General features: G+C 63.3%; 27 protein-coding genes and 1 other RNA gene. 11 read left to right on the top strand and 17 right to left on the bottom strand.

The window, feature by feature from the left end; genetic code table 11:
• The first annotated feature begins 24 nt into the window (after window positions 1-24).
• From ffs to recR, 4 genes are all read left to right on the top strand, one after another.
• Window positions 25-121, top strand: an RNA gene (gene ffs, locus H2LOC_RS19760) — signal recognition particle sRNA small type.
• Between the two features lie 134 nt (window positions 122-255).
• Window positions 256-2,079 carry a DNA polymerase III subunit gamma/tau gene (locus tag H2LOC_RS19755; RefSeq protein WP_136494382.1) on the top strand — a complete coding sequence of 608 codons (1,824 nt, stop codon included), beginning with the start codon at window positions 256-258 and terminating at the stop codon, window positions 2,077-2,079.
• Window positions 2,080-2,091: 12 nt separating this feature from the next.
• Window positions 2,092-2,412 (top strand): YbaB/EbfC family nucleoid-associated protein, encoded by a 321-nt coding sequence (locus H2LOC_RS19750; protein WP_136494381.1) that lies wholly within the window; start codon window positions 2,092-2,094, stop codon window positions 2,410-2,412.
• A 1-nt stretch (window position 2,413) separates the two neighbouring features.
• Window positions 2,414-3,019, top strand: coding sequence for a recombination mediator RecR (gene recR / locus H2LOC_RS19745; protein WP_136494380.1), 606 nt, complete (start codon window positions 2,414-2,416; stop codon window positions 3,017-3,019).
• 135 nt (window positions 3,020-3,154) lie between these two features.
• Here the strand turns inward: recR and H2LOC_RS19740 are convergent, their stop codons facing one another.
• The 6 genes from H2LOC_RS19740 to H2LOC_RS19715 form a co-directional block, all read right to left on the bottom strand.
• Window positions 3,155-3,838 (bottom strand): DsbA family protein, encoded by a 684-nt coding sequence (locus tag H2LOC_RS19740; RefSeq protein ID WP_136494379.1) that lies wholly within the window; start codon window positions 3,836-3,838, stop codon window positions 3,155-3,157.
• A gap of 114 nt (window positions 3,839-3,952) precedes the next feature.
• On the bottom strand, window positions 3,953-4,570 hold the full coding sequence (gene rpsD / locus H2LOC_RS19735) for a 30S ribosomal protein S4 (protein ID WP_136494378.1): 618 nt from the start codon (window positions 4,568-4,570) through the stop codon (window positions 3,953-3,955).
• Between the two features lie 392 nt (window positions 4,571-4,962).
• Window positions 4,963-5,310 carry a hypothetical protein gene (locus H2LOC_RS19730; RefSeq protein ID WP_136494377.1) on the bottom strand — a complete coding sequence of 116 codons (348 nt, stop codon included), beginning with the start codon at window positions 5,308-5,310 and terminating at the stop codon, window positions 4,963-4,965.
• Window positions 5,311-5,415: 105 nt separating this feature from the next.
• Window positions 5,416-6,306 (bottom strand): hypothetical protein, encoded by an 891-nt coding sequence (locus tag H2LOC_RS19725; RefSeq protein WP_136494376.1) that lies wholly within the window; start codon window positions 6,304-6,306, stop codon window positions 5,416-5,418.
• 197 nt (window positions 6,307-6,503) lie between these two features.
• Window positions 6,504-8,258, bottom strand: coding sequence for a 30S ribosomal protein S1 (gene rpsA, locus H2LOC_RS19720; RefSeq protein WP_136494375.1), 1,755 nt, complete (start codon window positions 8,256-8,258; stop codon window positions 6,504-6,506).
• Between the two features lie 287 nt (window positions 8,259-8,545).
• Window positions 8,546-8,812, bottom strand: a complete 267-nt coding sequence (locus H2LOC_RS19715) for a hypothetical protein (protein WP_136494374.1) — start codon at window positions 8,810-8,812, stop codon at window positions 8,546-8,548.
• Window positions 8,813-9,161: 349 nt separating this feature from the next.
• On the opposite strand from H2LOC_RS19715, the gene H2LOC_RS19710 reads away from it, so the two are divergent.
• The 4 genes from H2LOC_RS19710 to H2LOC_RS19695 all read left to right on the top strand — a co-directional run bounded on the left by H2LOC_RS19710 (window position 9,162) and on the right by H2LOC_RS19695 (window position 11,425).
• Window positions 9,162-9,383: a hypothetical protein gene (locus tag H2LOC_RS19710; RefSeq protein ID WP_136494373.1), complete on the top strand. Its 222-nt coding sequence runs from the start codon at window positions 9,162-9,164 to the stop codon at window positions 9,381-9,383.
• Window positions 9,384-9,432: 49 nt separating this feature from the next.
• On the top strand, window positions 9,433-9,687 hold the full coding sequence (gene bufA2 / locus H2LOC_RS19705) for a BufA2 family periplasmic bufferin-type metallophore (protein WP_136494372.1): 255 nt from the start codon (window positions 9,433-9,435) through the stop codon (window positions 9,685-9,687).
• A 101-nt stretch (window positions 9,688-9,788) separates the two neighbouring features.
• Window positions 9,789-10,634, top strand: a complete 846-nt coding sequence (bufB, locus tag H2LOC_RS19700; RefSeq protein ID WP_136494371.1) for an MNIO family bufferin maturase — start codon at window positions 9,789-9,791, stop codon at window positions 10,632-10,634.
• Window positions 10,631-11,425, top strand: a complete 795-nt coding sequence (locus tag H2LOC_RS19695) for an HvfC/BufC N-terminal domain-containing protein (RefSeq protein ID WP_136494370.1) — start codon at window positions 10,631-10,633, stop codon at window positions 11,423-11,425. Before bufB ends, H2LOC_RS19695 begins: the two co-directional genes overlap by 4 nt.
• 63 nt (window positions 11,426-11,488) lie before the next feature.
• Here H2LOC_RS19695 and H2LOC_RS19690 read toward each other — a convergent pair whose 3' ends face one another.
• The 3 genes from H2LOC_RS19690 to thrC form a co-directional block, all read right to left on the bottom strand.
• Window positions 11,489-12,028, bottom strand: coding sequence for a formaldehyde-activating enzyme (locus tag H2LOC_RS19690; protein WP_136494369.1), 540 nt, complete (start codon window positions 12,026-12,028; stop codon window positions 11,489-11,491).
• Window positions 12,029-12,125: 97 nt separating this feature from the next.
• A complete protein-coding gene (locus tag H2LOC_RS19685; protein WP_136496910.1) occupies window positions 12,126-12,731 on the bottom strand; it encodes a GNAT family N-acetyltransferase in 606 nt (201 codons plus the stop codon).
• Window positions 12,732-12,733: 2 nt separating this feature from the next.
• Window positions 12,734-14,152 (bottom strand): threonine synthase, encoded by a 1,419-nt coding sequence (gene thrC, locus H2LOC_RS19680; RefSeq protein WP_136496909.1) that lies wholly within the window; start codon window positions 14,150-14,152, stop codon window positions 12,734-12,736.
• A 219-nt stretch (window positions 14,153-14,371) separates the two neighbouring features.
• Here thrC and H2LOC_RS19675 point away from each other — a divergent pair.
• Window positions 14,372-15,123 (top strand): IS5 family transposase gene (locus H2LOC_RS19675; RefSeq protein ID WP_202620455.1). Its coding sequence is split into 2 segments (ribosomal slippage): window positions 14,372-14,702 and window positions 14,702-15,123, totalling 753 coding nucleotides; the frame shifts between segments, so codons are not numbered across the junction.
• Between the two features lie 248 nt (window positions 15,124-15,371).
• Here H2LOC_RS19675 and H2LOC_RS19670 read toward each other — a convergent pair.
• The 8 genes from H2LOC_RS19670 to coxB form a co-directional block, all read right to left on the bottom strand.
• Window positions 15,372-16,127, bottom strand: coding sequence for an SURF1 family protein (locus H2LOC_RS19670; RefSeq protein ID WP_136494368.1), 756 nt, complete (start codon window positions 16,125-16,127; stop codon window positions 15,372-15,374).
• A complete protein-coding gene (locus H2LOC_RS19665) occupies window positions 16,124-16,501 on the bottom strand; it encodes a DUF983 domain-containing protein (protein ID WP_136494367.1) in 378 nt (125 codons plus the stop codon). The genes H2LOC_RS19670 and H2LOC_RS19665 overlap by 4 nt, the downstream gene beginning before the upstream one ends.
• Before the next feature lie 97 nt (window positions 16,502-16,598).
• Complete coding sequence (locus H2LOC_RS19660; RefSeq protein WP_136494366.1) at window positions 16,599-17,480, bottom strand: cytochrome c oxidase subunit 3; 882 nt, start codon at window positions 17,478-17,480, stop codon at window positions 16,599-16,601.
• Window positions 17,481-17,567: 87 nt separating this feature from the next.
• Window positions 17,568-18,161, bottom strand: a complete 594-nt coding sequence (locus H2LOC_RS19655) for a cytochrome c oxidase assembly protein (RefSeq protein ID WP_136494365.1) — start codon at window positions 18,159-18,161, stop codon at window positions 17,568-17,570.
• A gap of 10 nt (window positions 18,162-18,171) precedes the next feature.
• On the bottom strand, window positions 18,172-18,357 hold the full coding sequence (locus tag H2LOC_RS19650; protein WP_136494364.1) for a hypothetical protein: 186 nt from the start codon (window positions 18,355-18,357) through the stop codon (window positions 18,172-18,174).
• A gap of 37 nt (window positions 18,358-18,394) precedes the next feature.
• Window positions 18,395-19,333, bottom strand: a complete 939-nt coding sequence (locus H2LOC_RS19645) for a heme o synthase (protein WP_136494363.1) — start codon at window positions 19,331-19,333, stop codon at window positions 18,395-18,397.
• A gap of 195 nt (window positions 19,334-19,528) precedes the next feature.
• On the bottom strand, window positions 19,529-21,193 hold the full coding sequence (gene ctaD / locus H2LOC_RS19640; RefSeq protein ID WP_136494362.1) for a cytochrome c oxidase subunit I: 1,665 nt from the start codon (window positions 21,191-21,193) through the stop codon (window positions 19,529-19,531).
• Window positions 21,194-21,232: 39 nt separating this feature from the next.
• Window positions 21,233-22,096, bottom strand: coding sequence for a cytochrome c oxidase subunit II (gene coxB / locus H2LOC_RS19635; RefSeq protein WP_136494361.1), 864 nt, complete (start codon window positions 22,094-22,096; stop codon window positions 21,233-21,235).
• 383 nt (window positions 22,097-22,479) lie between these two features.
• On the opposite strand from coxB, the gene H2LOC_RS19630 reads away from it, so the two are divergent.
• Together H2LOC_RS19630 and H2LOC_RS19625 are read left to right on the top strand one after the other, a co-directional pair.
• Window positions 22,480-22,971: an invasion associated locus B family protein gene (locus tag H2LOC_RS19630; RefSeq protein WP_136496908.1), complete on the top strand. Its 492-nt coding sequence runs from the start codon at window positions 22,480-22,482 to the stop codon at window positions 22,969-22,971.
• Window positions 22,968-23,654: a hypothetical protein gene (locus H2LOC_RS19625; RefSeq protein WP_136494360.1), complete on the top strand. Its 687-nt coding sequence runs from the start codon at window positions 22,968-22,970 to the stop codon at window positions 23,652-23,654. The genes H2LOC_RS19630 and H2LOC_RS19625 overlap by 4 nt, the downstream gene beginning before the upstream one ends.
• Window positions 23,655-23,806 lie beyond the last annotated feature (152 nt).

Here is a 23,806-nt window from a genome sequence, read left to right as displayed (position 1 = left end):
GCCGTCATTTGCCAAATAGAGGCCGGGAGGTTGGCGGTGGACGTTCCACTCGCCAACCGGGTCAGGTCCGGAAGGAAGCAGCCCTAACGAGATCGGGCGGGTCTTCGTCCAACCTCCCACTTTCGCGCTCACGGCGGCGCAAGACGCGCCTTGCGCGCGATGGCGCTGCAGCCTCGGCCAGAGCGAATTTTCAAAAACGTCGATACGCTTTCGCTCGAACGACGCCGTTCGAGTTCAAAGAGCCGCGAGCGGAAGATGAACCAAGAGCCCCCTGAATCGGAGGCGCCATCCTCGAGCGCCGCGCCGCCGCCTTCCGGCGTTGCGCCCGCCTATCGCGTGCTGGCCCGAAAATACCGCCCGAGCAGTTTCGCCGATCTCATCGGCCAGGAACCCATGGTGCGGACCCTTCAGAACGCTTTTGATCTGGACCGCATCCATCAGGCCTATCTGCTGACGGGCGTGCGCGGCGTCGGCAAGACCACCACCGCGCGCATTCTGGCGCGCGCCTTCAATTACGAACTGCCCGAGAAGGACGGCCGCCCGGCCGTGACGCGGCCTACGATCCACATGGACGAGCTCGGCGTCCACTGCCAGGCGATCATCGAATCGCGGCATGTGGACGTGCTGGAAATGGACGCTGCGTCCCATACCGGCATCGACGACGTGCGCGAGATCATCGACAACGCCCGCTACCGGCCGGTGATGGCGCGCACCAAGGTCTACATCATCGACGAAGTGCACATGCTCTCCAAGGCCGCCTTCAACGGCCTCTTGAAAACCCTGGAGGAGCCGCCGGAGCACGTCAAATTCATCTTCGCCACCACCGAAATCGACAAGGTGCCGGTGACGGTGCGCTCGCGCTGCCAGCGTTTCGACCTGCGGCGCATCGACGCCGCCCTGCTGAGCGAGCATCTGCGCAGGATCTGCGATCTCGAAGGCGTCTCCATCGAAGCCGAAGCGCTGGCGATGATCGCCCGCGCCGCCGAAGGTTCGGTGCGCGACTCCCTTTCGCTGCTGGATCAGGCCATCGCCCATGGCGGGGCGAGCATCCGCGCGGAGGATCTGCGGGCGATGCTGGGAGTCGCGGACAAGGCGAAAGTCATCGATCTGTTCGAGGCGGTGATGGCGGGCGACATCGCCGCCGCGCTGCGCTTGCTCGAGGACCAGTACGACGGCGGCGCCGATCCTGCGCAAGTGGTGCAGGAACTGGCGGAGTTCACCCATCTCGCGACGCGCATGAAGGTCGCGCCCGACACGGCCGAATCGGCCGCGCTGACGCCGGAGGAGAGCCGCCGGGGCCAGGCCGCCGCCGATCGCCTCTCGATCCCGGTCCTGTCCCGCGCCTGGCAGATTTTGTCCAAAGGGGTCGAAGAGCTGCGCAGCTCGCAAACGCCTCTGGCCGCCGCCGACATGGTTCTGGTGCGGCTCGCCCACGCCGCCGAACTGCCCCCGCTCGACGAGGCCCTCCGCCGCCTCGGCCTGGGGGCGGGACAGGCCGCCGCGCGCGGGGCCGTCGCCCCGCAGAGCGTTCGCGCCTCTCCGGCGCCCGCACCGCGCGCCGCCGCTCCGGCGCAGGCGACACGCCTCGCCGAACCCTCTCCCCGCGCCCTGCAGGCCACGGCCGCTCCCGTCCCCCGCGGCGCGCTCCCGGCGACTTTCGAAGCGCTCGTCGCTCTCGCGGCGGAAAAGCGCGACGCGCTGCTTAAAATCGCCCTCGAATCGCAGGTTCGGCTGGTGCGCTACGAGCCCGGCAGGCTCGAATTCGAGCTTGCGCCGAACGGCGATCCCCAGCTTGCGCAAACGCTGATGCAGCGGTTGCAGCTTTGGACCGGCGAACGCTGGATGGTTTCGGTCGTTAAATCTGGCGGCCAGCCGACGCTGAGCGAGCGCCGCGAGGCCAAAGAGCGCGAGCGCCGCAGCGGCCTCGAGGCGGACCCGGTGATCGCCAGCGTGCTGGCGCATTTTCCGGGCGCGCAGATCATAGCCATACGGGGCAAGGACAATGGCGACGCCGCCGGCGCGCCGCTGGCCGACGCCGAAGCGGATTACAGCGATCCCGTCGATGACAACGACGATTAAAAGGAGAGACTTATGGATTTCATGGGCATGATGAAACAGGCTCAAGCCCTGCAGGCGAAAATGGCCGAGGCGCAGGCGGAGCTGGAAGCCCTGGAGGTGGAAGGCGAAGCCGGGGCCGGCGTCGTGAGGATCACGCTCACCGCCAAGGGAGACCTCAAAGGCCTGTCGATCGACCCGAGCCTGCTGAAGCCCGAGGAAAAAGAAATTCTCGAAGACCTGATCGTCTCCGCCCATGCCCAGGCCCGCGCCAAGGCCGAGGCTGCGACCGCCGAGAAGATGAAATCGGTCACCGGCGGATTGCAGCTGCCGCCCGGCCTCAAACTGCCTTTCTGACATGGCGGCGCCTGTCGCAGGACCGGAAATCGAGCGGCTGGTGCAGCTCCTCGCGCGCCTGCCCGGCCTTGGGCCGCGGTCGGCGCGCCGGGCGGCGCTGCATCTCATCAAGAAACGCGAGGAACTGCTCGGTCCGCTGAGCGAAGCCATGCGGGTCGCGCATGAACGCATCGTGACTTGCTCGACCTGCGGCAATATCGACACCAGCGATCCCTGCACCATCTGCCGCGACGTCCGGCGGGACAGGAGCCTGCTCGTCGTGGTCGAGACCGTTTCGGATCTGTGGGCCCTGGAGCGCGCCGGGCTGCTCCGCGCGCGCTACCATGTGCTGGGCGGCGTGCTTTCGCCGCTCGACGGGGTCGGGCCGGACGATCTCAATATCGCGGGGCTGGTCGAAAGATTGCGCGGCGGCGAAGTCCGCGAAACGATCATCGCGGTCAACGCGACCGTCGACGGCCAGACGACCGCCCATTATATCGCCGATCTGATCGCGCCTCTCAGCGTGAAGACCACCCGACTGGCCCATGGCGTGCCGGTCGGCGGCGAACTCGATTATCTCGACGAAGGGACCCTCGCCGCGGCGCTGGAGCGGCGCACGGTTTTCTGACGCCGCTCCATTGGGGTTTCCCGGTCTTACTGCATTCCCCTCGACGTCATCAGGAGGAACGCAGCGACGACGCAATCCAGGCGGACTGGGCGACTCTGGAAGGCGTCGCCTTCGGCTCGCGAGCCGGAATTCGCATTACTTGCCCGCTTCCGCCGGCGCCTTGGCCGCCTCGGAAATGACCTTGTCGAGTTCCGAAACCTTCATCTCGCCGGAAAATTTCACGCCGTTGATGAAGAAAGTGGGCGTGGCGTTGACCCCGAACTTCTCGGCGGCGCGATCGCGTATCGACACGATCTTCTTTTGCAGGTCGGTGTCCTTGAGCGTCGACTCGAACTGGGCCTGGCCGATTCCAGCCTGCTTTACGACGCCCTCGAGTCCTTCGACCGGCGTTTCGGTGAAGGCCCAGTTCTTCTGCTGCGCGAAAAGCAGATCGACCGCCGCGTCACGCTTGTCGTCGCCGAGCGAGCGAGCGAGCATGAAGGCCGCGGTGGCGATCGGGTCGAGCGGAAATTCCCGCAGGATGAACTTGATCTTGCCGGTCTCGATGTAATCCTTCTTGAGCGCAGGATAGACCTCGCGATGGAAGGCGGCGCAATGACCGCAGGTCATCGACGCATATTCCACGATGGTGACCGGCGCGTCGGCCTTGCCCTGGACGATATCCGGCAGGGCGTTGGGAGCCATCAATTCCGCAAGGGACACTTTGGTCGCGCCATTGGCGGCCTTCTGCGCAAAGGCGGCTGTCGACGCGATCGCCGCGGCGGAAATGGACCCGGCGAGAACGGCGCGGCGAGTGAGCGAAAATTTGGTCTTCGTCATGGTGGTTCCGTCATTGGAGGCGGCACGACCATAACCACTCGGGGAAATCAGGCAATCGGAATTGTATAAAAAAGCGGGGCCGAAACCCGGCCCCGCTCCAGGAAACGCGAAAGATCAGCGCGAATAATATTCGATGACCAGATTGGGCTCCATATGCACCGGATAAGGCACCTCGGTGGCGTGGGGCACGCGGGTCAGCTTGGCGGTCATCTTGCTGTGGTCGACCTCGTAATACTCCGGCACGTCGCGCTCGGTAAGAGCGACCGCCTCGAGAACCACCACCGACTGCTTGGAGCTTTCCTTGACCTCGATCACGTCGCCCGGCTTGACGAGATAGGACGGAATGTTCACGCGGCGGCCGTTGACCCGGATATGGCCGTGGTTGACGAACTGGCGCGCGGCGAAGACGGTGGAGACGAATTTGGCGCGATAGACCACCGCGTCGAGACGGCGCTCGAGCAGGCCGATCAGATTGTCCGAGGAGTCGCCCTTGAGACGGATGGCCTCGGCGTAATATTTGCGGAACTGCTTCTCGGAGATATTGCCGTAATAACCCTTGAGCTTCTGCTTGGCCTTGAGCTGGGTGCCGAAGTCGGAGGGCTTGCCCTTGCGGCGCTGACCGTGCTGGCCGGGGCCGTATTCGCGGCGGTTCACGGGGCTCTTCGGGCGGCCCCAGATGTTCTGGCCCATACGGCGGTCGATTTTATACTTGGCTTCCGAGCGCTTTGTCACAGCGTGTCCTCTCAACGATCCTGGTTTCGACGCAAGCGCCGAGAGGCGACAAAACGCACGCGCGCTCTCCCGAAGGAAAGCTTAAAAGCGCCGTCCGACCGCGTTTCTCTGGCGGCTTGCGAAAATCCGCAAGGCTGGAAACGCGCCCTCCTCTGCCGAGCCGTAAGGCTCGGCCGACAGGCCGCTCACCGATCACTGAGGATTATGGGAGCCGCCACGGGTGCGAGCCGGGCCGGGAATGCCCGGACCGGAAGGCGCTTGGTTACAAAAGCGCCCCTGCGATGTCAAGGGCGACACCCGCCCGCGATCGCCTCAACGACAAAAAGCGCGCCGAACTCGGTGAGCTGGCGCGCTTCATTATGCTGAAATCCGCCCTGCCGGCGAAAAAGCCCTCACGGCCAGAACTGCGGCGGCCACACCAGCGGCGCCTGCGGCTGCGGGTCGAAGGCCTGATGCAGGTTCTCGTCCATATACCAGCTGCGCTGATAGGTGGACGGAGGATCGCCCCACTGATAGGCCGGCGTATAGACGTAGCGGGTGTAGGTCCCGACCGGAACCACCGGCCCGGGATCGAGGAAGCTGCGCCGCTCGACGACGAGCGGGCGGCGGCCTTCGGCGACATAGGCGGCGCCGTGATGATAGTGGCGATGGCGGTAGGTCTTGGCGCTGGCCGCGCCGCCGCAAAGCGCGGTCGCGAGGAGGCAGCCCAAAGACGCCGAAATTATCGAGATTTTGCGCATTTGCGGCAGCTCCCTTCAGATGTCGATTTCTGAATCGAATAATAGCGGATCGCCGCCCAAAAGCGATACCTCGGCGCGGCGATACTTAATGATTTCGCTCAAGCTTCAGCGCGTCTTCTTGGCGCGCTTGGCCGGCGTCGGCTCATTCTTCAAGGCCGGCATGGTCGAATGGGCGTCGAGCCAGCTGGACTTCGTCGCGCCGGGCGACAGCGCCGCGCCGCCGCAGCCTTTGCCGCGCTCCTGCTCCGCCGCCAGGAAGAAAGCGTCCAGGGCCTTGTTTTCTCCGCTCGCGGAATAGTCGAGTCGATCCAAGATGCAGCTGAGCGCGCGCCGATCGAGCGGCTTGGCCGGAACGCCGCAGGACAGGCCCGCGATTTCGACCGGCTGCTTCCCGCCGGCGAGCCGCAGGGCGAGACAGGCGCGCTCGGTGGCCGCGCCCTCGCTGGAGGGTTGAGACAGACGAATATCTGCGACTTCGAAGGAGCCGAAGCGCGTCGAAAGCGGCGTGGGCTGACTGATTTTCGTCACCGAAAGGCCGGCCTGCGCGGCGTGCCGGGTCAGATCCAGGAAGAAATCGGGAACCGTCCGCTTTTCGCCGCTCGGCTGGCGAATATCGAGGCGCATGTAAGCTTCGCCGGAAGCAAAACGACCGAAGGTGAGGTTGTCCTCCCGGACGCCCCCTTCGAGCTGTTTTACGGTGAAGCTCTTTTTGTCCTTCGCGAACTCCGGCGAAGAAAGATCGAATGCGGAATATTGTTTGGCCGCACTCGCCGTCTCGGCCGCGGGAGCCGCCGCGGCCAAAGCCCGCAGGGCGTCCTCGTCGTTGTGCGACTCCACCGCGGGAGGATGATCGCCGGTAAGGACGAGTGCCGCCCCCAGAACAACGAAGGCGACGACGCCGATCATCGCGGCGGCGAGATTGCCCAGCGGGCGCGCATAGAGCGGCTCTGCGCCGGGGTGGGTGACATATTCCTGGTCGAAACCGCTCACGCTCATGACGAAACTCCAACACGCCGCCCTCGTCAGCGGGCCTTAACTACGCAGCATTTTATCCACATTCTCCAAATTAACATTACCGTGCGGAAACCATTTAACCTCATGGTGAACAAAGAGTTTATCATCCGCGATAAGGATAAGAAAAAGCCCGCGCGGAGTGGTTCCGCGCGGGCCTTTGCAGGACTCGGAGAGGAAGATTATTCCTCGCCTTTCCCCTTTTTCTTGGCGGCCTCGCCTTCGCGCGCCTTAAGGGCGGCGCCGAGGATGTCGCCGAGCGAAGCGCCCGAGTCGGCGGAGCCATATTGAGCGATGGCTTCCTTCTCCTCGGCCATTTCAAGCGCCTTGATCGACACGGCGATCTTGCGCGCCTTGCGGTCGAACAGGGTGACGCGGACATCGACCTTCTCGCCGACGGCGAAACGCTCGGGGCGCTGGTCGGCCCGGTCACGCGCCAGCTCGGCGCGCTTGACGAAGGTCGTGAGGTCGGTGCCGACGATCTTGACGTCGATGCCGGACTCCTTGACCTCGATCACCTCGGAGGTGACCACGGCGCCCTTCTTGATCTCGACCGTGCCGCCGTCCTCGACGCTGGCGGTGGCGAAGGGATCGCCCGCAAGCTGCTTGACGCCGAGCGAGATGCGCTCCTTCTCGATGTCGACGTCGAGAACCTGCGCCTTGATGACGTCGCCCTTCTTGTATTCCTCGATCACCTGCTCGCCCGGACGGTTCCAGTCGAGATCGGAGAGATGGACCATGCCGTCCACGTCGCCGTCGAGGCCGATGAAGAGGCCGAACTCGGTCTTGTTCTTGACCTCGCCTTCGACGATCGAGCCCACCGGATGCTTCTCGGCGAAGGCTTCCCAGGGATTCTGCAGGCACTGCTTGAGGCCGAGGGAGATGCGGCGCTTGACCGGATCGACCTCGAGCACCTGAACGTCGACTTCCTGGCTGGTCGAAACGATCTTGCCGGGATGGACGTTCTTCTTGGTCCAGGACATTTCGGAGACGTGAACCAGTCCCTCGATGCCCGGCTCCAGCTCCACGAAGGCGCCGTAATCGGTGATGTTGGTCACGCGGCCGTGGAACTTGGCGCCGATCGGATATTTGGCCTCGATGCCCTGCCAGGGATCTTCCAGCAACTGCTTCATGCCGAGCGAAATGCGGTGGGTCTCGTGATTGATCTTGATGATCTTCACGCGAACGGTCTGGCCGATCGTGAGCACTTCGGACGGATGGTTGACGCGGCGCCAGGCGATGTCGGTCACATGCAGCAGACCGTCGATGCCGCCGAGATCCACGAAGGCGCCGTAATCGGTGATGTTCTTGACGACGCCCTCGATCACCTGCCCCTCTTCGAGGTTGGCGACGATCTCGTGACGCTGCTCGGCGCGGCTCTCCTCGAGAACCGTGCGGCGCGACACGACGATATTGCCGCGGCGGCGGTCCATCTTGAGGATGTGGAACGGCTGCGGCACGTTCATCAGCGGCGCGGCGTCGCGGATCGGGCGGATGTCGACCTGGCTGCGCGGCAGGAAGGCGACGGCGCTGTCGAGATCGACCGTGAAGCCGCCCTTGACCTGGTTGAAGATGACGCCTTCGACCTTCTCGTTGCTCTCGAAGGCCTTCTCGAGCTTGACCCAGCTCTCTTCGCGGCGCGCCTTCTCGCGCGAGATGACGGCCTCGCCGAGCGCGTTTTCGATGCGCTCCAGATAGACCTCAACCTCCTCGCCCACCTGCGGAGCGGGATCGCGGCCAAAGCCGGTGAATTCTTTCAGGGGGACGCGGCCTTCGGTCTTCAGTCCGATGTCGATGACGGCGACGTCTTTTTCTATCCCGACCACGCGGCCCTTGATGACGGAACCTTCCAAGGCGTCGGAGCCGCCGTAGCTTTCATCGAGCAGGGCGGCGAAATCGTCGCGCGACGGGGCGCGCTGGGCAGTTGCGGATGACATTGTTTCTCCTGGAGAGCTCCATCCCGGAGCGGGCGCCGGCTGGGTTGGCGTTGGAAGGGAGCTTTCGGCTTTTCGGACGTTTCCGCGGCGCCGCCCGAGGCGGATAACGCTGCATGGAAACGAAAGTTCAAACGAACTGGCCGGCGCGGCCCGAAGGTCGAAAGTCGTGGTTATGCCCCGCAGGACCAAAAAGCCCAGCGAGGCATAACGTCCTTATCAGGCGACGCGGCTCGACGCAAGGATTTACCCGCGCCGGGCGGAGGCGAAAGCCCCGAGACGCCGGAGTTTTACTTGGAGTAGGGGAGTTGCTCCACCAGCGCCTCGCGCATGTCGCTGAAAGCCTGAAGCGCCGTCCCGGCGTCGCGGCCGTGATCGCGCCGATGAGCCTTGTCCATCACGATGAAAGCCTGGGTCGCCCGCCACGAAACGCCATAGATGCGCTCCAGCCTTATTTCCCGGGCGAGATCCAGCGCGGCTGCGCAGTCGAAGTCTTTTTGCCGGACGATCGAATCGGCGCGATCCAACCAGCTTTTCAGTCTTGCATTGTCGACCATTTCGAAAACCTTGGAAATTTCGAGAGTGAATTGCACAGCACTATGAACTGCAACCTACACGACGCCCGGAAAAGCGCAACCGGTCAGACCGCCAAGTACAAGCTATAAGCAATCAAATGGTTAAAGGCGGGTAGCCCGCCGGTCGGCGCAGGCGACGCAAACGGCGGAAAGCGCCGCCCACAAGATATAAAAACGCTCTTCGCGGAGATCGCCGCTCCGCTCCGGGGCGGCCCGAGACGGCGGGAGAAGGTCGCGCAAGCTTTCCGCGACCGAGCATCTTGACAGCGGCGAGCGGCCGGACTTCAGTCTGACGCCTCGATTTGGCGAGGGCGCGAGAAAGGAAGATCGCGTGAAAGCAAAAATCTTTTGCGGAGCGACCGTCGCCGCTGCGGCGGTCGGGCTGGTTCTGGCCGGCGCGGCTCCGGCCGCGGCGAAACCCCACAAGACCCAGGGACATCACAAGAAAGTCGACAAGCACGGCTGCGGCGGCAAGAACGGTTGCTCCGCCAAGTCGAACGGCAAGGGCGCGGCGGCCCCGGCCCCCGCGGAGTCCGCAAGCGAAACAAAATGACGCTTGCCGCGAATAGGCGTATGTCAACCCCAACCTCTGGAACAACCGCATGAAGAACAAATCGCGCTCAGGAGCCGCGCTCGCCATCGCCGCGGTCTCGCTCGCCATCGCCGGCGGGGTCGCTCCCGCCGCCGCCGAAACCGGCAAGGTTCATTGCTTCGGGGTGAACGGCTGCAAGGGCAAGAGCGATTGCATGACGCCCAAAAACAGCTGCAAAGGCGCCAACGCCTGCAAGGGCCAGGGCTGGATCTACAAGGATTCCGCCAAAGCCTGCGAAAGCGAAGGCGGCAAGGTCATCGACTGACAGGCGACGAGAGGCGACGAACGCTCTGGCGTGACGGTCGCCTTTTGCTATTTTCTACTTCACGCGACGGCGGCGCGCCGCCGTCGCGGGAGGGCATCAAAATGGACCCGCTTCCTCGCCTGGGCTACGGCCTGGGTCTAAGACCAGTCTATTACGAAGAAATTCTGTCGGAGAAGCCGGCGGTCGACTGGTTCGAGATCATTTCCGAGAATTACATGATCCCCGGCGGCAGGCCGCTGGCGATGCTGGAACGCGTGCGCGCCGATTACCCGATCGTCATGCACGGCGTTTCGATGTCGCTCGCCTCGACCGATCCGCTCGATTTCGACTATCTCGCGGCGCTGAAAGCGCTCGCCGAGCGCATCGAGCCGGCCTGGGTGTCGGACCATCTCGCCTGGACCGGGGTGCGGGGCGTCAATCTGCACGACCTTCTGCCGATCCCCTATACGGCGGAAGCGCTCGACCATGTCGTGGAGCGAATCCTCCGGGTGCAGGATTTTCTCGGGCGCCCGCTCGTCGTCGAGAACCCCTCCACCTATGTTTCTTTCGCAGAATCGGAAATGGAGGAATGGGAGTTCGTCTCGGCAATGACGGAACGGGCCGACTGCATGCTGCTGCTGGACGTCAACAACGTAGCCGTGTCCGCCTTCAACCACGGCTTCGACGCCAGCCGTTATATCGACGCGATTGCTCCCTCCCGCGTCGCTCAAATGCATATGGCGGGCTTCACCGACAACGAAACCCATCGCATCGACACCCACGACCAGCCCGTGAGCGAAGAGGTGTGGTCGCTCTACGCCCTGGCCCGGCGGCGCTTCGGCGACGTCTCGGCCATGATCGAGCGCGACGACAATTTCCCGCCTTTCGCCGAACTGCTCGCGGAACTGCAGCGCATGCGCGACATAGACGCGGCTCTTCCCGCGCCGGAGCAGCGGAGCCGCGCGTGAACCTCAAGGAGCTCCAAAGCCTTTTTCAGGCTGCAGTCCTCGCCGGCGACGAGGAAGACGCCGCTGTTCTCGGCGCGGTCTCGGCGCAAGGCGGCGCCGACAAGCCCACCAAATTCGGCGTTTACGTCAGCGCCTACCGCATCCGGCTCGCCGAATATCTCGACGAGGACTACCCGACGCTGCGCGCGCTGGTCGGGGATGACGTCTTCGAGGCGCTGGTCGAAGAATATATCGCCGCCAATCCCTCCCGGGATCGAAACGCCCGCTGGTACGCCTCGCGACTGCCCGAATTCATGCGCCAGCATGAAGAATGGCGCTTCGACCTGCCCGCCATCGGCATGGCCATGTTCGAACGGGCGTTGACCGACGCATTCGACGCCGCCGACGCTCCCGTTCTCTCGATCGAGACCCTGGCCGATTTTTCGCCCGAGGACTGGCCGAGGCTCAGTTTCAGCTTCCATCCCAGCTTTCGCTTGCTGGAAGTCGCCGCCGGCACGCTCGACGCATATATCGCGCTGAACTCGGACGAGGGCGAAGAAATCCCGCCGCCGGAGGAAGGATTGGAGGCTGTCGCGGTGTGGCGCTCCAATCACGATCCTCTCTACCGAGGTCTCGAGGCCGATGAGTTTCTGGCGCTCAACGAGGCGCGCGCCGGCCAGTCCTTCGGCGAAATCTGCCAGATGGTCGCGTTCCAGAACGAAGAACAGCCCGCCGCCGAGCGCCTCGCACAGTTTCTCGTAAGCTGGTTTTCGGAAGGGTTGGTGACGGGAGCGGAGCTGGCTGTGGCGTGAAAGACCCAGTCCGGCAGGCGGCGCCCTTCCTCCCCATGGCGGCGGAAAGGCGCTCTCTTCGCCTTAAACGTCGAACACGCCTTCCAGCGCGTAATGCGAGATCGTCTTGCGGTTCTTGATCAGCTCGTCGATGGTCGGCTCGCCCTTGACGGCGCGCGAAATCGCGAGCTTGGTCGCCTCGTAATTGGTGCGGTAGAGATCCTTGCGGTCCAGGTTCTCGTCGGTCGCGCAGCGGGGATCGAGCCAGACCATGATGACCATGCAGAGCTCGCCGGCTTCCGCCTTGGGCAGAATGCCCTCCGCCACGCAATCGATGATCGCGTCGCCGGTCGCGGCCTGAACCACGCCGCCGAGCAGCTCCACATAAGCCTCCGACCTCACCGTCATCTTGGTGGTCATCATGGTGGCGGGACGCACCTGCTGGTTGAGGTCCCTGATCACGAACATGCGCGGATGCCCGGCCACCTGCCCCGCCATCGAGGCGAAGGCGTGTCCCACCGGCCCCTTGACGTTGCCGATCATCACCTCGGGCATGGCGTCGGTATATTGCCCGTCCGCCGCCAATACCGTCGCCTCGCCCGTCGCCAGCCAGATCCCGCTCATCATCCAATCCTTTTTCGAGTGTGGAGGCCGCGAGATAGCAAGAACCGGGCGGGCGCGAAAGGGCGCGCGCTCGCCCGCCGCGCAAAACACGCCGGGGTTATCTCTGCCCCGGCGTGCGCAGGGGCGGCGGATCGCTTTCGAGCAGCGCAAAGAGCAGATGGTCGCGCCACTGGCCGTTTATATTGAGATAGGCTCTTGCGTAGCCCTCCTGCTGGAACCCCACGCGCTCGAGCAGTCGCTTCGAAGGCTCGTTGGAGGGCAGGCAGGCGGCCTCGATGCGATGCAGGCCCTGGATCTTGAAAGCGTAACCGATGACCGCGCGCACGGCGCGGCTCATATAGCCTCTGCCGGCATAGGGCTCGCCCATCCAATAGCCGAGCGTCGCCGCCTGCGAAACGCCGCGCCGCACATGGCCGAGCGACAGGCCGCCCAGCAGCGCGTCGTCTTCTTCCCGAAAAACGAAGAAGGAATAGGCTTCGTCGCGGGCCATTTCGTCGGCATGGCGCCGCACGCGGTTGCGGAAGCTCGCCCGCGTGAGGTCGTCGGCCGGCCACAAGGGCTCCCAAGGGGTCAGAAAGGCGCGGCTTTTTTCTCTCAGTTCCGCCCATTCCTGATAGTCGCCGGTTTCCGAAAGGCGGAGATAAACGCCCTCGCCCCGAACCGGAAGATAGCGCCGACTGAGGGAGACGCCGAAAAGCGCCATGATCACGCCCCTGCTCCAACCGGCTTGGCCCGCGCATTTTCCGCGATGAAGCTTCGGATGCGGGCTTCGTCGTTGTCCAGCAGCGTGTAACGCTCCGCCGCGGTGAGGATGCGCTCCATTTTCGCGGGCAGCGGCGCAGCGCGCCCGATCGCCTTTTCTATCGCCGCCGGGAACTTGGCCGGATGAGCGGTTGCGAGGGCGATGACGGGGGTGGAGGGGTCCTTCGCCAAACTCTCCCGGGCCGCGCGAACCCCGGTGGCCGTGTGCGGATCGAGCACATAGCCCGATTCGCGCCAAGTCCGGGCGATCTCCGCGGTGGTCTCTTCCTCGCTGACCGACCGGGCGTCGAATTCCTCGCGGATCGCGCGGAGCGCCGATTCGGGGATGTCGAAGCCGCCCGACTGGTCCAGTCCGGCGAAAGCCGCGCGCAGGGCCGCGGGATCGCGCCCCATGGCGTCGAACAGCAGCCGTTCGAAGTTGGAGGAAAGCTGGATGTCCATCGAAGGCGATTGGGTCGGCGTGACGCCGCGAGGCTCATAGCGGCCGGTGGCGAGAGCCCGCGCCAGAATGTCGTTGGCGTTGGTCGCCACGATCAGCCGGGAAATCGGGAGCCCCATGCGTTTGGCGACATAGCCCGCGAGAACGTCGCCGAAATTCCCGGTCGGCACAGCGAAGGAAAGCTTGCGAAGCGGCGCCCCCAGCGACACTGCGCCGGTGAAATAATAGACCGTCTGGGCGACGACCCTCGCCCAATTGATCGAATTCACCCCTGCGAGCCCGACGCCGGTGCGAAATTCCTTGTCGCGGAACAGGCTTTTGAGAATCGATTGGGCGTCGTCGAAGGTTCCCTTCAGAGCGATCGCATGGATATTGGAATCGGCGACGGTGGTCATCTGCCGGCGCTGCACATCCGAGACGCGTCCGTCCGGATAGAGGATGAATACATCGACGCGGTCCTGGCCTCGGAACGCCTCTATCGCCGCGGCCCCCGTGTCGCCCGAGGTTGCGCCCACGATCGTCGCGCCCCGTCCTCTCTGCTCGAGGGCGTGGTTCATCAGCCGCGCGAGCAGCTGCATTGCGAGATCCTTGAAGGCCAGCGTGGGGCCCTGGAAAAGCTCGAGCACGAAGAGGTTGTCGGCGATCTGGACCAAGGGCGCGACAGAAGCATGAGAAAATCCGGAATAGGCGCTACGCGTCGCCTGGGCGAGCACATTCCCGGGGAATGTCCCGGCCGCGAAAGGAGCGATCAGCCTCGCCGCCGCATCGGCATAGGGAATTCCCGCGAGAGCGGCGATCGCGTCTCGATCCAGAGCCGGATAGGTTTTTGGAACATAAAGCCCGCCGTCCGCGGCCAAACCCGCGAGAAGCACATCGTCGAAGGCGAGTTCGGGCGCATCGCCGCGAGTGGAAATATATTGCAAGTCTGACACCTGTTGCATGGCGGAGCGGCGGTCTTCCAGAGCGTTTTCGGACCGGACGGCTGCGCCAGGTCGATATGAAATCGCTCCAGATCATATGGTGGGGCGCATTCTTATCGCAAAAGCTTGTCCGCTTTGCGCGCAAATGCGCTCTAGGGCCTGTTGAGAATCAGGATTCCCATTTTGGTGGAAGGATGATTCAAGCTCCGAAAGGAGTTTGCAATGCCCCGATTCTGTCTGACGGACGGCCAATGGTCGAAGCTGGAGCCCTTTTGTCTTGGCAAGCCCTCCGATCCCGGCCGGACCGGGAGCGATGGGCGATTGTTTTTAGAGGCGATCTTGTGGATTGCGCGCACGGGCAGCCCCTGGCGCGATCTGCCTCCCGCCTTCGGCAAGTGGAACACCGTGTTCAAACGCTTTCGCGATTGGGTGAAGGCCGATGTGTTCAAGCGGATGTTTGACGCCGTGTCGGACGATCCAGACATGGAATACGCCATGATCGACGCCACCATCGTCAAGGTCCACCGCCATGGACAGGGCGCAAAAGGGGGACTCAGGGCCAGGCCATAGGCAAATCCAAAGGCGGCTGGACCACCAAAATCCTCGCGCTCACCGACGCGCTCGGCAATTTGGTCCGCTTCGTTCTGCTGCCGGGGCAACGCTTCGACACGGTCGGCGTCGCGCCTTTGATCGAGGGCGTCGAATTTGGCGCGCTGCTCGCCGACAAGGCCTTCGACAGCGACTGGATCGTCGCCGAACTGAACGAGCGCGGCGCGCAAATCGTCATCTCCCAACATCCAAGACGAAACGCGCCTCTCGCCATCGACATCGAGCTTTACAAAGCCCGTCACCTCATCGAAAACTTCTTCGGCAAACTCAAGGAGTTCAAGCGGATCGCCCTGCGCGCCGACAAAACCGATCAAAGCTTCACAGCCATGATCCGCCTCGCCGCCGCGCTCATCAATTCGCGATGAATCTCAACAAGCCCTAGAGCATGCACCCAAAACGCACTGCGCGGCCTTTGGAAAAGAACATGCTCGATCAATGAGATTTGCAGCGCGTCCGGTTCTGTTCGAACCGCACGCACACTAGCAGAGCCGCGCCCCTTTTTCGTCAAAAAAGCGCATGGAGGGCGGCCCGGCGGCGACGTCCCTATAGCACGACGCCGCACTTTTCGCAGGCTGCGGCCTGCGCTGGCCAGCCGGCCTCCGGGCTTTCCGATTCAAGCTCGAGCCCGCGGCTCCTCGAGGCGCGCACGCGCATATAAGGCGAAGACGACCGCAAGCGCCGCCGCCAGACTGAACCAGGTGACGGCGTAGGAAAAATGGTTGTTGGGTATGTCGACCGCCTCGATCGGCGTGCGAAGCAGGCCCTCCGCGCTCGCCTGAGCTCGATCGGCGCCGGGGTCCTGTTGGAGGATGAACGGCGCCGCGCCCTCGATTCCGAGGGCTGCCGCGATTCTGATCGCGTCGCTGGTGTACCACAAGCCGCGCCGGGGATCGTCCTCGGGAGTGAACATGTTGCGTCCCTGCGGCGCCCGTAGCAGCCCGCTGATGCTGACGCGACCTGCCGGCTCGCCTTTCCAGGCGCCCTGATCGATCTTCGATTTCGGGGAGAAGCCGCGGTTGACGACAACCACTCCTCCATCGTCGAGCTTCAAGGGAGTGAGAACCACAAATCCCGGTTCGAGCCCGCCTCCTGGCGGGGCCTGCGCGTAAACCAGCGCGTTGAGCGCGTGCTGGAATTCGCCGCTGATTTCGACGTGGCGATATTCGTATTCTTCCGGCGCGAGCAGCGCCCACTGGTCGCGCGGCGGCGGCGCGACCGGCGCCGCCCGCATACGGGTCTCAGCCCGGGCGATGAGAGCCTCTTTCCACGCAAGCCTCCTCGTCTGCCAGAAGCCGAGAGACAACAGCAACGCCAGTGCGAGGCCTGCGCTCAGAGCCTGCCAACCCAGCGAACGGGGCAGAGGCCTCACTTGATCCGCCGTCCTTCTTCCGCTCGATTGTAATATTGGAGGGCCACCAGCAATCCCTTTGTCGGGCGCAGCATCCCGATGCAGACCGCGGCGGAGAAAGGCAGGAAGATCGCGGCATGCACCCAATATGGGGGCTGGTATACGATTTCGACCCAGGCGGCGACTCCGACGATCAGAAATCCCGCGATCATCATCACGAAAATCGCGGGCCCGTCGCCGGTATCGGCGAAGGAATAGTCAAGTCCACAGGCATCGCATTTGTCGGCGATGCGCAAAAGGCCGTTGAACATTTTACCTTTGCCGCAGCGAGGGCATGAACCGGTGAACCCGGCCCAATAGGGATTGACGTGCGGAGGATGGTCGAGGTTGGACATCAGACGCCTTTCGCCAAACGGGAACGGTCACGGAGCAATCCGTGACCGTCGGAAGTGGTTACATGGTTTGTCGTCGCTTGAAGCGTCCGCCGGACTCTTATTCGACGGCGCCGCCCCAGTTGCCCCAAACATATATCGCGGCGAACAGGAACAGCCAGACCACGTCGACGAAATGCCAGTACCAGGCGGCGAATTCGAGTCCGAGGTGCTGTTCCGGCTTGAACTGCCCCTTCACCGTGCGCAGAAGGCAAACGATCAGGAACAGCGTGCCCACGATGACGTGGAAGCCATGGAAACCGGTCGCCATGAAGAAGGTCGAGCCGTAATTCGTCGCGGCGGGATGCGCCGGATCGAACCTGAAGGCGAAAGGCGCGTGGGCGTATTCCCAGCCCTGGATCGTCGTGAACAACAGGCCGAGGGCGATCGTGGCGATCAGGCCCTTCTTGAGCTGTTCACGGTCGCCATGCAGCAGGCCATGGTGGCCCCAGGTGAGGGTCGCGCCGGAGCTGAGAAGAATGAGCGTGTTGAGGAGCGGCAGCTTCCAGGGGCTCAGCACTTCGATGCCCTTCGGCGGCCACACGCCGTCGAACAGCGCGGAGCGGATGGTCTGCGCTGCGTCGGCCGGGAAAAGGCTCGAATTGAAGAAGGCCCAGAACCATGCGACGAAGAACATCACCTCCGAGACGATGAAGAGGATCATCCCGTAGCGGTGATGAAGCTGCACCACCGGGGTGTGATCGCCCCTGACTTCGGCTTCGTCGATGATGTCGCTCCACCACGAATACATGGTGAAGAGGACGCCGGCCAATCCGGCGAAGAAAACCATCGGACCGATTTTCTGGCCGAGGATGGGCATGCCCTTCATCCAGCTGATGGCCCCGATCGCCAGCACCAGAGCCGAGAGGGCGCCGACGAGCGGCCACGGGCTCGGATCGACGAGATGGTAGTCGTGTTGCGGTTTGGCGTGTCCATCGGCCATGTCATCACTTCCTTCGACTGCGCCGGACAGGCCGGCTTGTTTGAAACCTCTTCGAGCCCGCGCGCTTCCGTCTCGCGCCGGACAAGATCAACTCCTGGGCTTTACCGGCGCTGCTTCGCTGCTCCGGGCGGCGGCGGGACCGGCGCCTTTTACCGCGAAAAACGAGTAGGAAAGCGTGACTTCTTCGACGCCGCGCATGGTTTCGTCCGTCTCCAGCGCGGGATCGAGGAAGAAGACCACCGGCCATTCGGCCGTCTCATGGGCCGCCAGCCGCTGTTCGGAGAAACAGAAACAGGCCAGCTTCTTGAAGAACGAGCCCGCCTGATCCGGGGCGACGTTATAGGCCGCCACTCCACGCGTTTCGTGGTCCGCGAGATTCGCCACCTTGTAATAGACGGTGGCCGTCTGCCCGGTCCTGAGCGATATCTTCGCGACTTCCGGTTCGAAACGCCAGGGAAGGTCGCGCGCGACATTGGCGTCGAACCGCACGTTGAGCACGCGATCACCCAGTTTTTCGGCGCTCTGGCCGGCGACCTGCGTCGTGCCGCCAAATCCGGTGGCGGCGCAGAACATCCGGTAAAGCGGAACGGAAGCAAAGCTCAGCGCCAGCATCGCGAAGGAGCCTGCGATGAGCGGCAGCGCGACGCGTCCCGATTTTTTGCCTTTTTCCCGAACGTCCATCCCGGCCGCCTCAACCCGCCGACGGAGCGACTGCGCCGCTCAGCTTGACGATGGTTACGACATAAAACAGCAGGACCAGGAAAGCGATGCCGAGTCCGATCGCGATATTGCGCGCGCGCCGACTCTGCTTCTGCTCCTTTGTCAGGATCACGCCTTCCTGCTCTGCATTCTGCCCTTCGGGGCGCTGCTTCGACATCCTTGACCCGCTAGTTCGGCGCCTTCGATTTGACGTCCTATTGAATCACCGCCGCGAGGTGGAGAACGCGTTCGACGACGAGAACGAGAAACAGCGCGAAGAGGTAGAAGATCGAAAAGAAAAAGAGCCGCCGCGCCGCTTTTTTCGCCGCTTCGCCCTCTCGTCGCCGATAGGTGGTTATGGCCAAAGCCGCGAAGACGGCGCCGAACGCGACGGAGATGGCTCCATAGGCCGGCGAAGCGTAGCCGAGCGCATAGGGGGCGACGCCGACCGGCGCGAGAATCAGGGAGTAGATGAGGATTTCCAGCCGCGTACGGTCCGGTCCCGCCACATTGGGCAGCATGGGCACGCCCGCGCGCCCGTAATCCTCGCTCTTGAGCAGGGCCAGGGCCCAGAAATGAGGAGGAGTCCAGATGAAGATGATCGAGAACAGGATGAAGCTCGACAGGCTGGCTTCTCCCGCCGCGGCGGCGAAGCCGACCATCGGCGGCAGCGCGCCCGCAGCGCCGCCGATAACGATGTTCATCGGCGTCGAGCGCTTGAGCCACATCGTATAGATCACGACGTAAAAGAAGATCGTGAAGGCGAGCAGGCCCGCGGCGAGCCAGTTGGCGACCAAGCCAAGCGTCGTGATCGCCATGCTGGCGAGGACGAGCCCGAAAGCCAGGGCTTCCTCCCGCGTCAGCCGCCCCGCCGGAATCGGTCGGGTTCTGGTCCGCGTCATCACGGCGTCGATGTCGGCGTCGTACCACATGTTCAACGCGCCCGACGCTCCCGCCCCCACGGCGATCGCGAGCAGCGAGGCGAAAGCGATTACCGGATGCGGCGGGACCGGAGCCATCAGCAGACCGGCGAGCGCGGTGAAGATCACCAGCGACATCACACGCGGCTTCAGCAGCGCGAAATAATCGGATGGGGCCGCGACGGGTATATGCGGAACCCGGCTGTCATTGACCGTGAAAGAGGCGTCGCTCACTTATCGCTCCGCTTGATTTCCAGCTTGGGAATTCGGCCGCAGCCCCTTTAGCCGAACCTTTTTGGGGCGCCGTCCGCCGGCCCTGAGGCCGGCGGGAGCTTTTTTGGAAGGAGCGGAGGCGCCTGGCCGATCCGCTCTTGTTTTCAAGTCCGGTTCCTTATCGCCCGAACATATTCGTCCGGGCGACAGGTCGCCTTAGTGCTCGGAGCCCGAGATGCGCGGCAGAACCTCAAACTGATGGAACGGCGGCGGCGAAGGCAGAGTCCACTCAAGCGTGGTGGCGCCGACGCCCCACGGATTGGCGCCGGCGGGACGCTTCTTCATCCAAGCCTCGATGACGACGGCGAAGAAGGCGATCAGGCTGATCGCGCCGATGAACGCGCCGATCGACGACCAGTAGTTCCACAGTGCGAACGCGTCCGGGTAGTCGATATAGCGACGCGGCATGCCGGCGAGACCCAGGAAGTGCTGCGGGAAGAAGGTCAGATTGACGCCGATGAAGAGCAGCGCAAAGTGAATCTTCGACAGCGACTCGTTATACAGATAGCCGGTCATCTTCGGGAACCAGTAATAGAAGCCCGCGAAGACGCCGAACACCGCTCCGAGCGACATCGTGTAGTGGAAGTGCGCCACGACATAATAGGTTTCATGGAGCTGACGGTCGGCGCTGGCGTTCGCGAGCACGACGCCGGTGACGCCGCCCATGGTGAACACGAAGATGAAGCCGATCGCCCAGATCATCGGGGCCCGGAACGAGATCGAACCGCCCCACATCGTCGCAATCCAGGAGAAGATCTTGATGCCGGTGGGCACCGCGATCACCATGGTCGCAAACACGAAGTAGCGTTGCGCGTTCAGCGAGAGGCCGACCGTATACATGTGGTGGGCCCACACGATGCAGCCGAGGAAGCCGATCGCCACCATCGCGTAGGCCATGCCGAGATAACCGAACACCGGCTTCTTGGAGAAGGTCGAGACGATATGGCTGATCAGACCGAAGGCGGGCAGGATCAGGATATAGACCTCGGGGTGGCCGAAGAACCAGAACAGATGCTGGAACAGCAGCGGGTCGCCGCCGCCGGCCGGATCGTAGAACATCGTGCCGAAGTTGCGGTCCGTCAGCAGCATCGTGATCGCGCCGGCGAGCACCGGAAGCGTCAGCACGAGCAGGAAGGCGGTGACCAGCATGGCCCAGGCGAACAGGGGCATGCGATGAAGGGTCATCCCCGGGGCGCGCATGTTGAAGATGGTGGTGATGAAGTTGATCGAACCGAGGATCGACGAAGCGCCGGCGAGGTGGAGCGCCAGAATCACGAAGTCCATGGCCGGGCCGGGATGCCCGATGTTGGAAGACAGTGGCGGATAGAACACCCAGCCGCCCCCGAAGCCCAGCATGCCCGGGGCGCCGTCGACGAACATCGAGAGCACGAGCAGCACGAGCGAAACGGCGAGCAGCCAGAACGAAATATTGTTCAGCCGCGGAAAGGCCATGTCCGGCGCGCCGATCATGATCGGAATGAACCAGTTGGCGTAGCCGCCGATCAGCGCGGGCATGACCATATAGAAGATCATGAGCACGCCGTGGGCCGTGATGAAGACGTTATAGAGGTTCTTGCCGCCGTCCAGCGCCATCGAAGCGTCGACGCCCTGAAGCAGCTGCGCCAGACCGGGGAAAATCGTGATGCCGGGATGCATCAGCTCGGCGCGGATAGCGACGGACATCAAAGTGCCGACCACGCCGCCGATCACCGCGAGGATGATGTAAAGCGTGCCGATGTCCTTGTGGTTGGTCGAGAATAGAAAGCGGCGCAGCCCCGTGGGATGGCCATGGGCCCCGTCATGGGTCGTCGAACTTGCCATCGTCGTGTTCCTCGAATGCTTCTATGTACTATTGGCGGATCAGCGAGCGCTGACGGCGGCGAATTGCTGACGCGGCCCCGCGCCGGCGAATTTCTTCTTCGCCTCGGCGAGCCACTCCTGATACTTCTCCCAGCTCACGACGCGGATCGCGATCGGCATGAAGGCGTGGTCTTTGCCGCAGATCTTCGAGCACTGCCCGTAGTAGATTCCTTCCTTTTCCGCCTTGAACCAGGTCTCGTTCAGGCGACCCGGCACCGCGTCCATACGGACGGTGAAGGCGGGAATGGTGAAGGAGTGGATCACGTCGGAGGCGGTGACCTGAAGCTTCACCACTTCGTTGACCGGAACGACCGCTTCATTGTCGACCGACAGCAGCCGGACGTCCCCGGGCTGGAGATCGGCGTCCTGCTTCATGACCTGGTCGAAGCCGAAGCCGCCCTGATCTTCAGGATATTTGTAGGACCAGTACCACTGGTTGCCGGTGACCTTGATGGTGACTTTGGCCGCCGGAATTTCGACCTGATGCGCAAGAAGGCGGAAGGACGGAATCGCGATGAAGACCAGAATCAGGACCGGGACGAGCGTCCAGACGATCTCCAGGCCGGTGTGATGCGTGAGCTTGGAAGGAACCGGATTGGCGTTCTCGTTGAAACGCCAGGCCACATACATCAGCAAGCCGAGCACCGACAAAGCGATGAAGGTGATGATCGGAAGCAGCACGACGTTGTAGAATTGCTGCGTCTCCCGACCCACTTCGGTGACCGTCGGAGGAAGCCCCACGCCACCGGGAGTTGGTTGTCCTTCTACTTGTGCCGCGGCCAATCCCGCAAAGAGAAGAACCGGAATAAATGCTGCGCCTGCAAGAGCAGCGCGGCGAATTAGTTGTCGTTTGCCGGTGAGCATGAAGGTCGCCTTTCGCACCTTTCGTCTGTCGGTTTGGATCGCTTGCGCGCGTGCTTTATGCAAGAATCGAACACGCTGGGCAATCGAGCCCGGACCGTTCGACGATCCGCCCGTATCAATCACAAACAATCGCCGCGCGCAATTGCTGCGCCGCGGCGACCATACAGGCAAAACGCCGCACCCGGAAGGCTCGGGTCGCCGGATTTCCCGCCAAAAATCCGCCTTGACAGCCTTAGTCCTTTTGCTACGCATTTTGTCGCTGCAGGGCTGTGGGGACCGATGCCGACTGCAACACCGCTGGAGACCTCATGACGCCATTGAGCGCCGAAATTTCAAACGCCTGGTCGCGACAACTGGTCGCGGGCGCTGGCCTGTTTACAAAAATGTCATCGGGCGTGGCGGCGCTGTTCTTCGGCGCTCTCGTCGGCCCCTGTCCGACATACGCCCAAGGCGTAGCCAAAGCGAAATACGGCGACTGGGAGATTCGGTGCGAAAAGCCCGCCGGGGCGACCGCCGATCAATGCGCGCTGATCCAGAGCGTCACCGCCGAGGACAAAGCCAACGTCAATCTGGTGGTCATCGTGTTGAAGACCAGCGACGGCAAATCCCGATTGCTCCGGGTCATCGCCCCTTTGGGAGTTCTCCTGCCCAGCGGTCTCGGGCTCAATATCGACGAGGCCAAAATCGGCAGCGCAGGCTTCGTCAAATGCCTGCCCACCGGCTGCGTGGCCGAAGTCATCATGGAAGACAAGCTGATCGATCAGCTGAAAAGCGGCAAGATCGCAACCTTCGTCATTCATCAGACGCCCGACGAGGGCATTGGCCTGCCTCTTTCGCTCAACGGCTTCAAAGAGGGCTATGCAAAGCTGCCATGATCGACAAAACCGACAATGTTGAGTTGAAGACAAAATGGCGCGTTTTCAACGATCGCCCTATCGCCCAGCGCTGCCTCGCCGGGCTTCTGCTCCTCTGTTCCTCCGCGAACGCAGCCTTGGCCGAATCGGACGACGCCGCTAAGCCGCCCTTCGTTGTTCAGATGCTTCAGAAACTCGGGCCGCACGAAGAGGGCGGCGGCGAGCCGAAGGAGGCGGGCTCCAAGGACAACGCGCTTCAGGGATGTCCCGAAGTGATCGTCGATGGAGGCGCCGCCGATTTACGGTCGCCGGCGGGAGCCGAAGCCTCCAGCCTGCGATATGAAATTGCGCTTGGGCGCACGGCGCGCGAATGCGCCCGGGCCGGGGATCAATTCTCTGTGAAGCTCGGCGTAAACGGCTCGGTGATGCTCGGGCCGGCCGGTCAAGCGGGCGCTTATTACGGCAATCTGCGCATCGCTCTCCGGCGCAAGAAGGACGAGCAGCTGTTCAGTTCCAAGACGCTGAAGGTCGGCGCCGCCGTGGGCGCGGGGAGTGCGAGGGGCGAATATTCGATCCTTGTCGACGATCTCACGGCGCCTCTGGTCAGCGCCAACCCCAATGACGATTACGAGATCATAATCGGTTTTGCGCCCGAGGGCGGCGCGCAGGCCTCGCCAGGAAAAAAACGCCGCAAGAGCGAATAGTCTCTTAGCCCGGCGGGTCGTCGGTCGGCGTTCATGCGCCGGGCGGCCGTGCCGGGAAATGCCCGAGGGGGTGAGAAGCGCTGTTTAGGCGCGGCGGATCGGCGCCCTGCGGGAATCCTTTCTAGACGGGCGGTTTTTTCCTGCAGGCGACC

Origin of the sequence: Methylocystis heyeri, assembly GCF_004802635.2 — a bacterium.
In the GTDB taxonomy this organism is placed as follows: Bacteria; Pseudomonadota; Alphaproteobacteria; order Rhizobiales; family Beijerinckiaceae; genus Methylocystis; species Methylocystis heyeri.
Note: the sequence above shows the minus strand (reverse complement) of the source record. Positions and strands in the feature narration are given on the sequence as shown.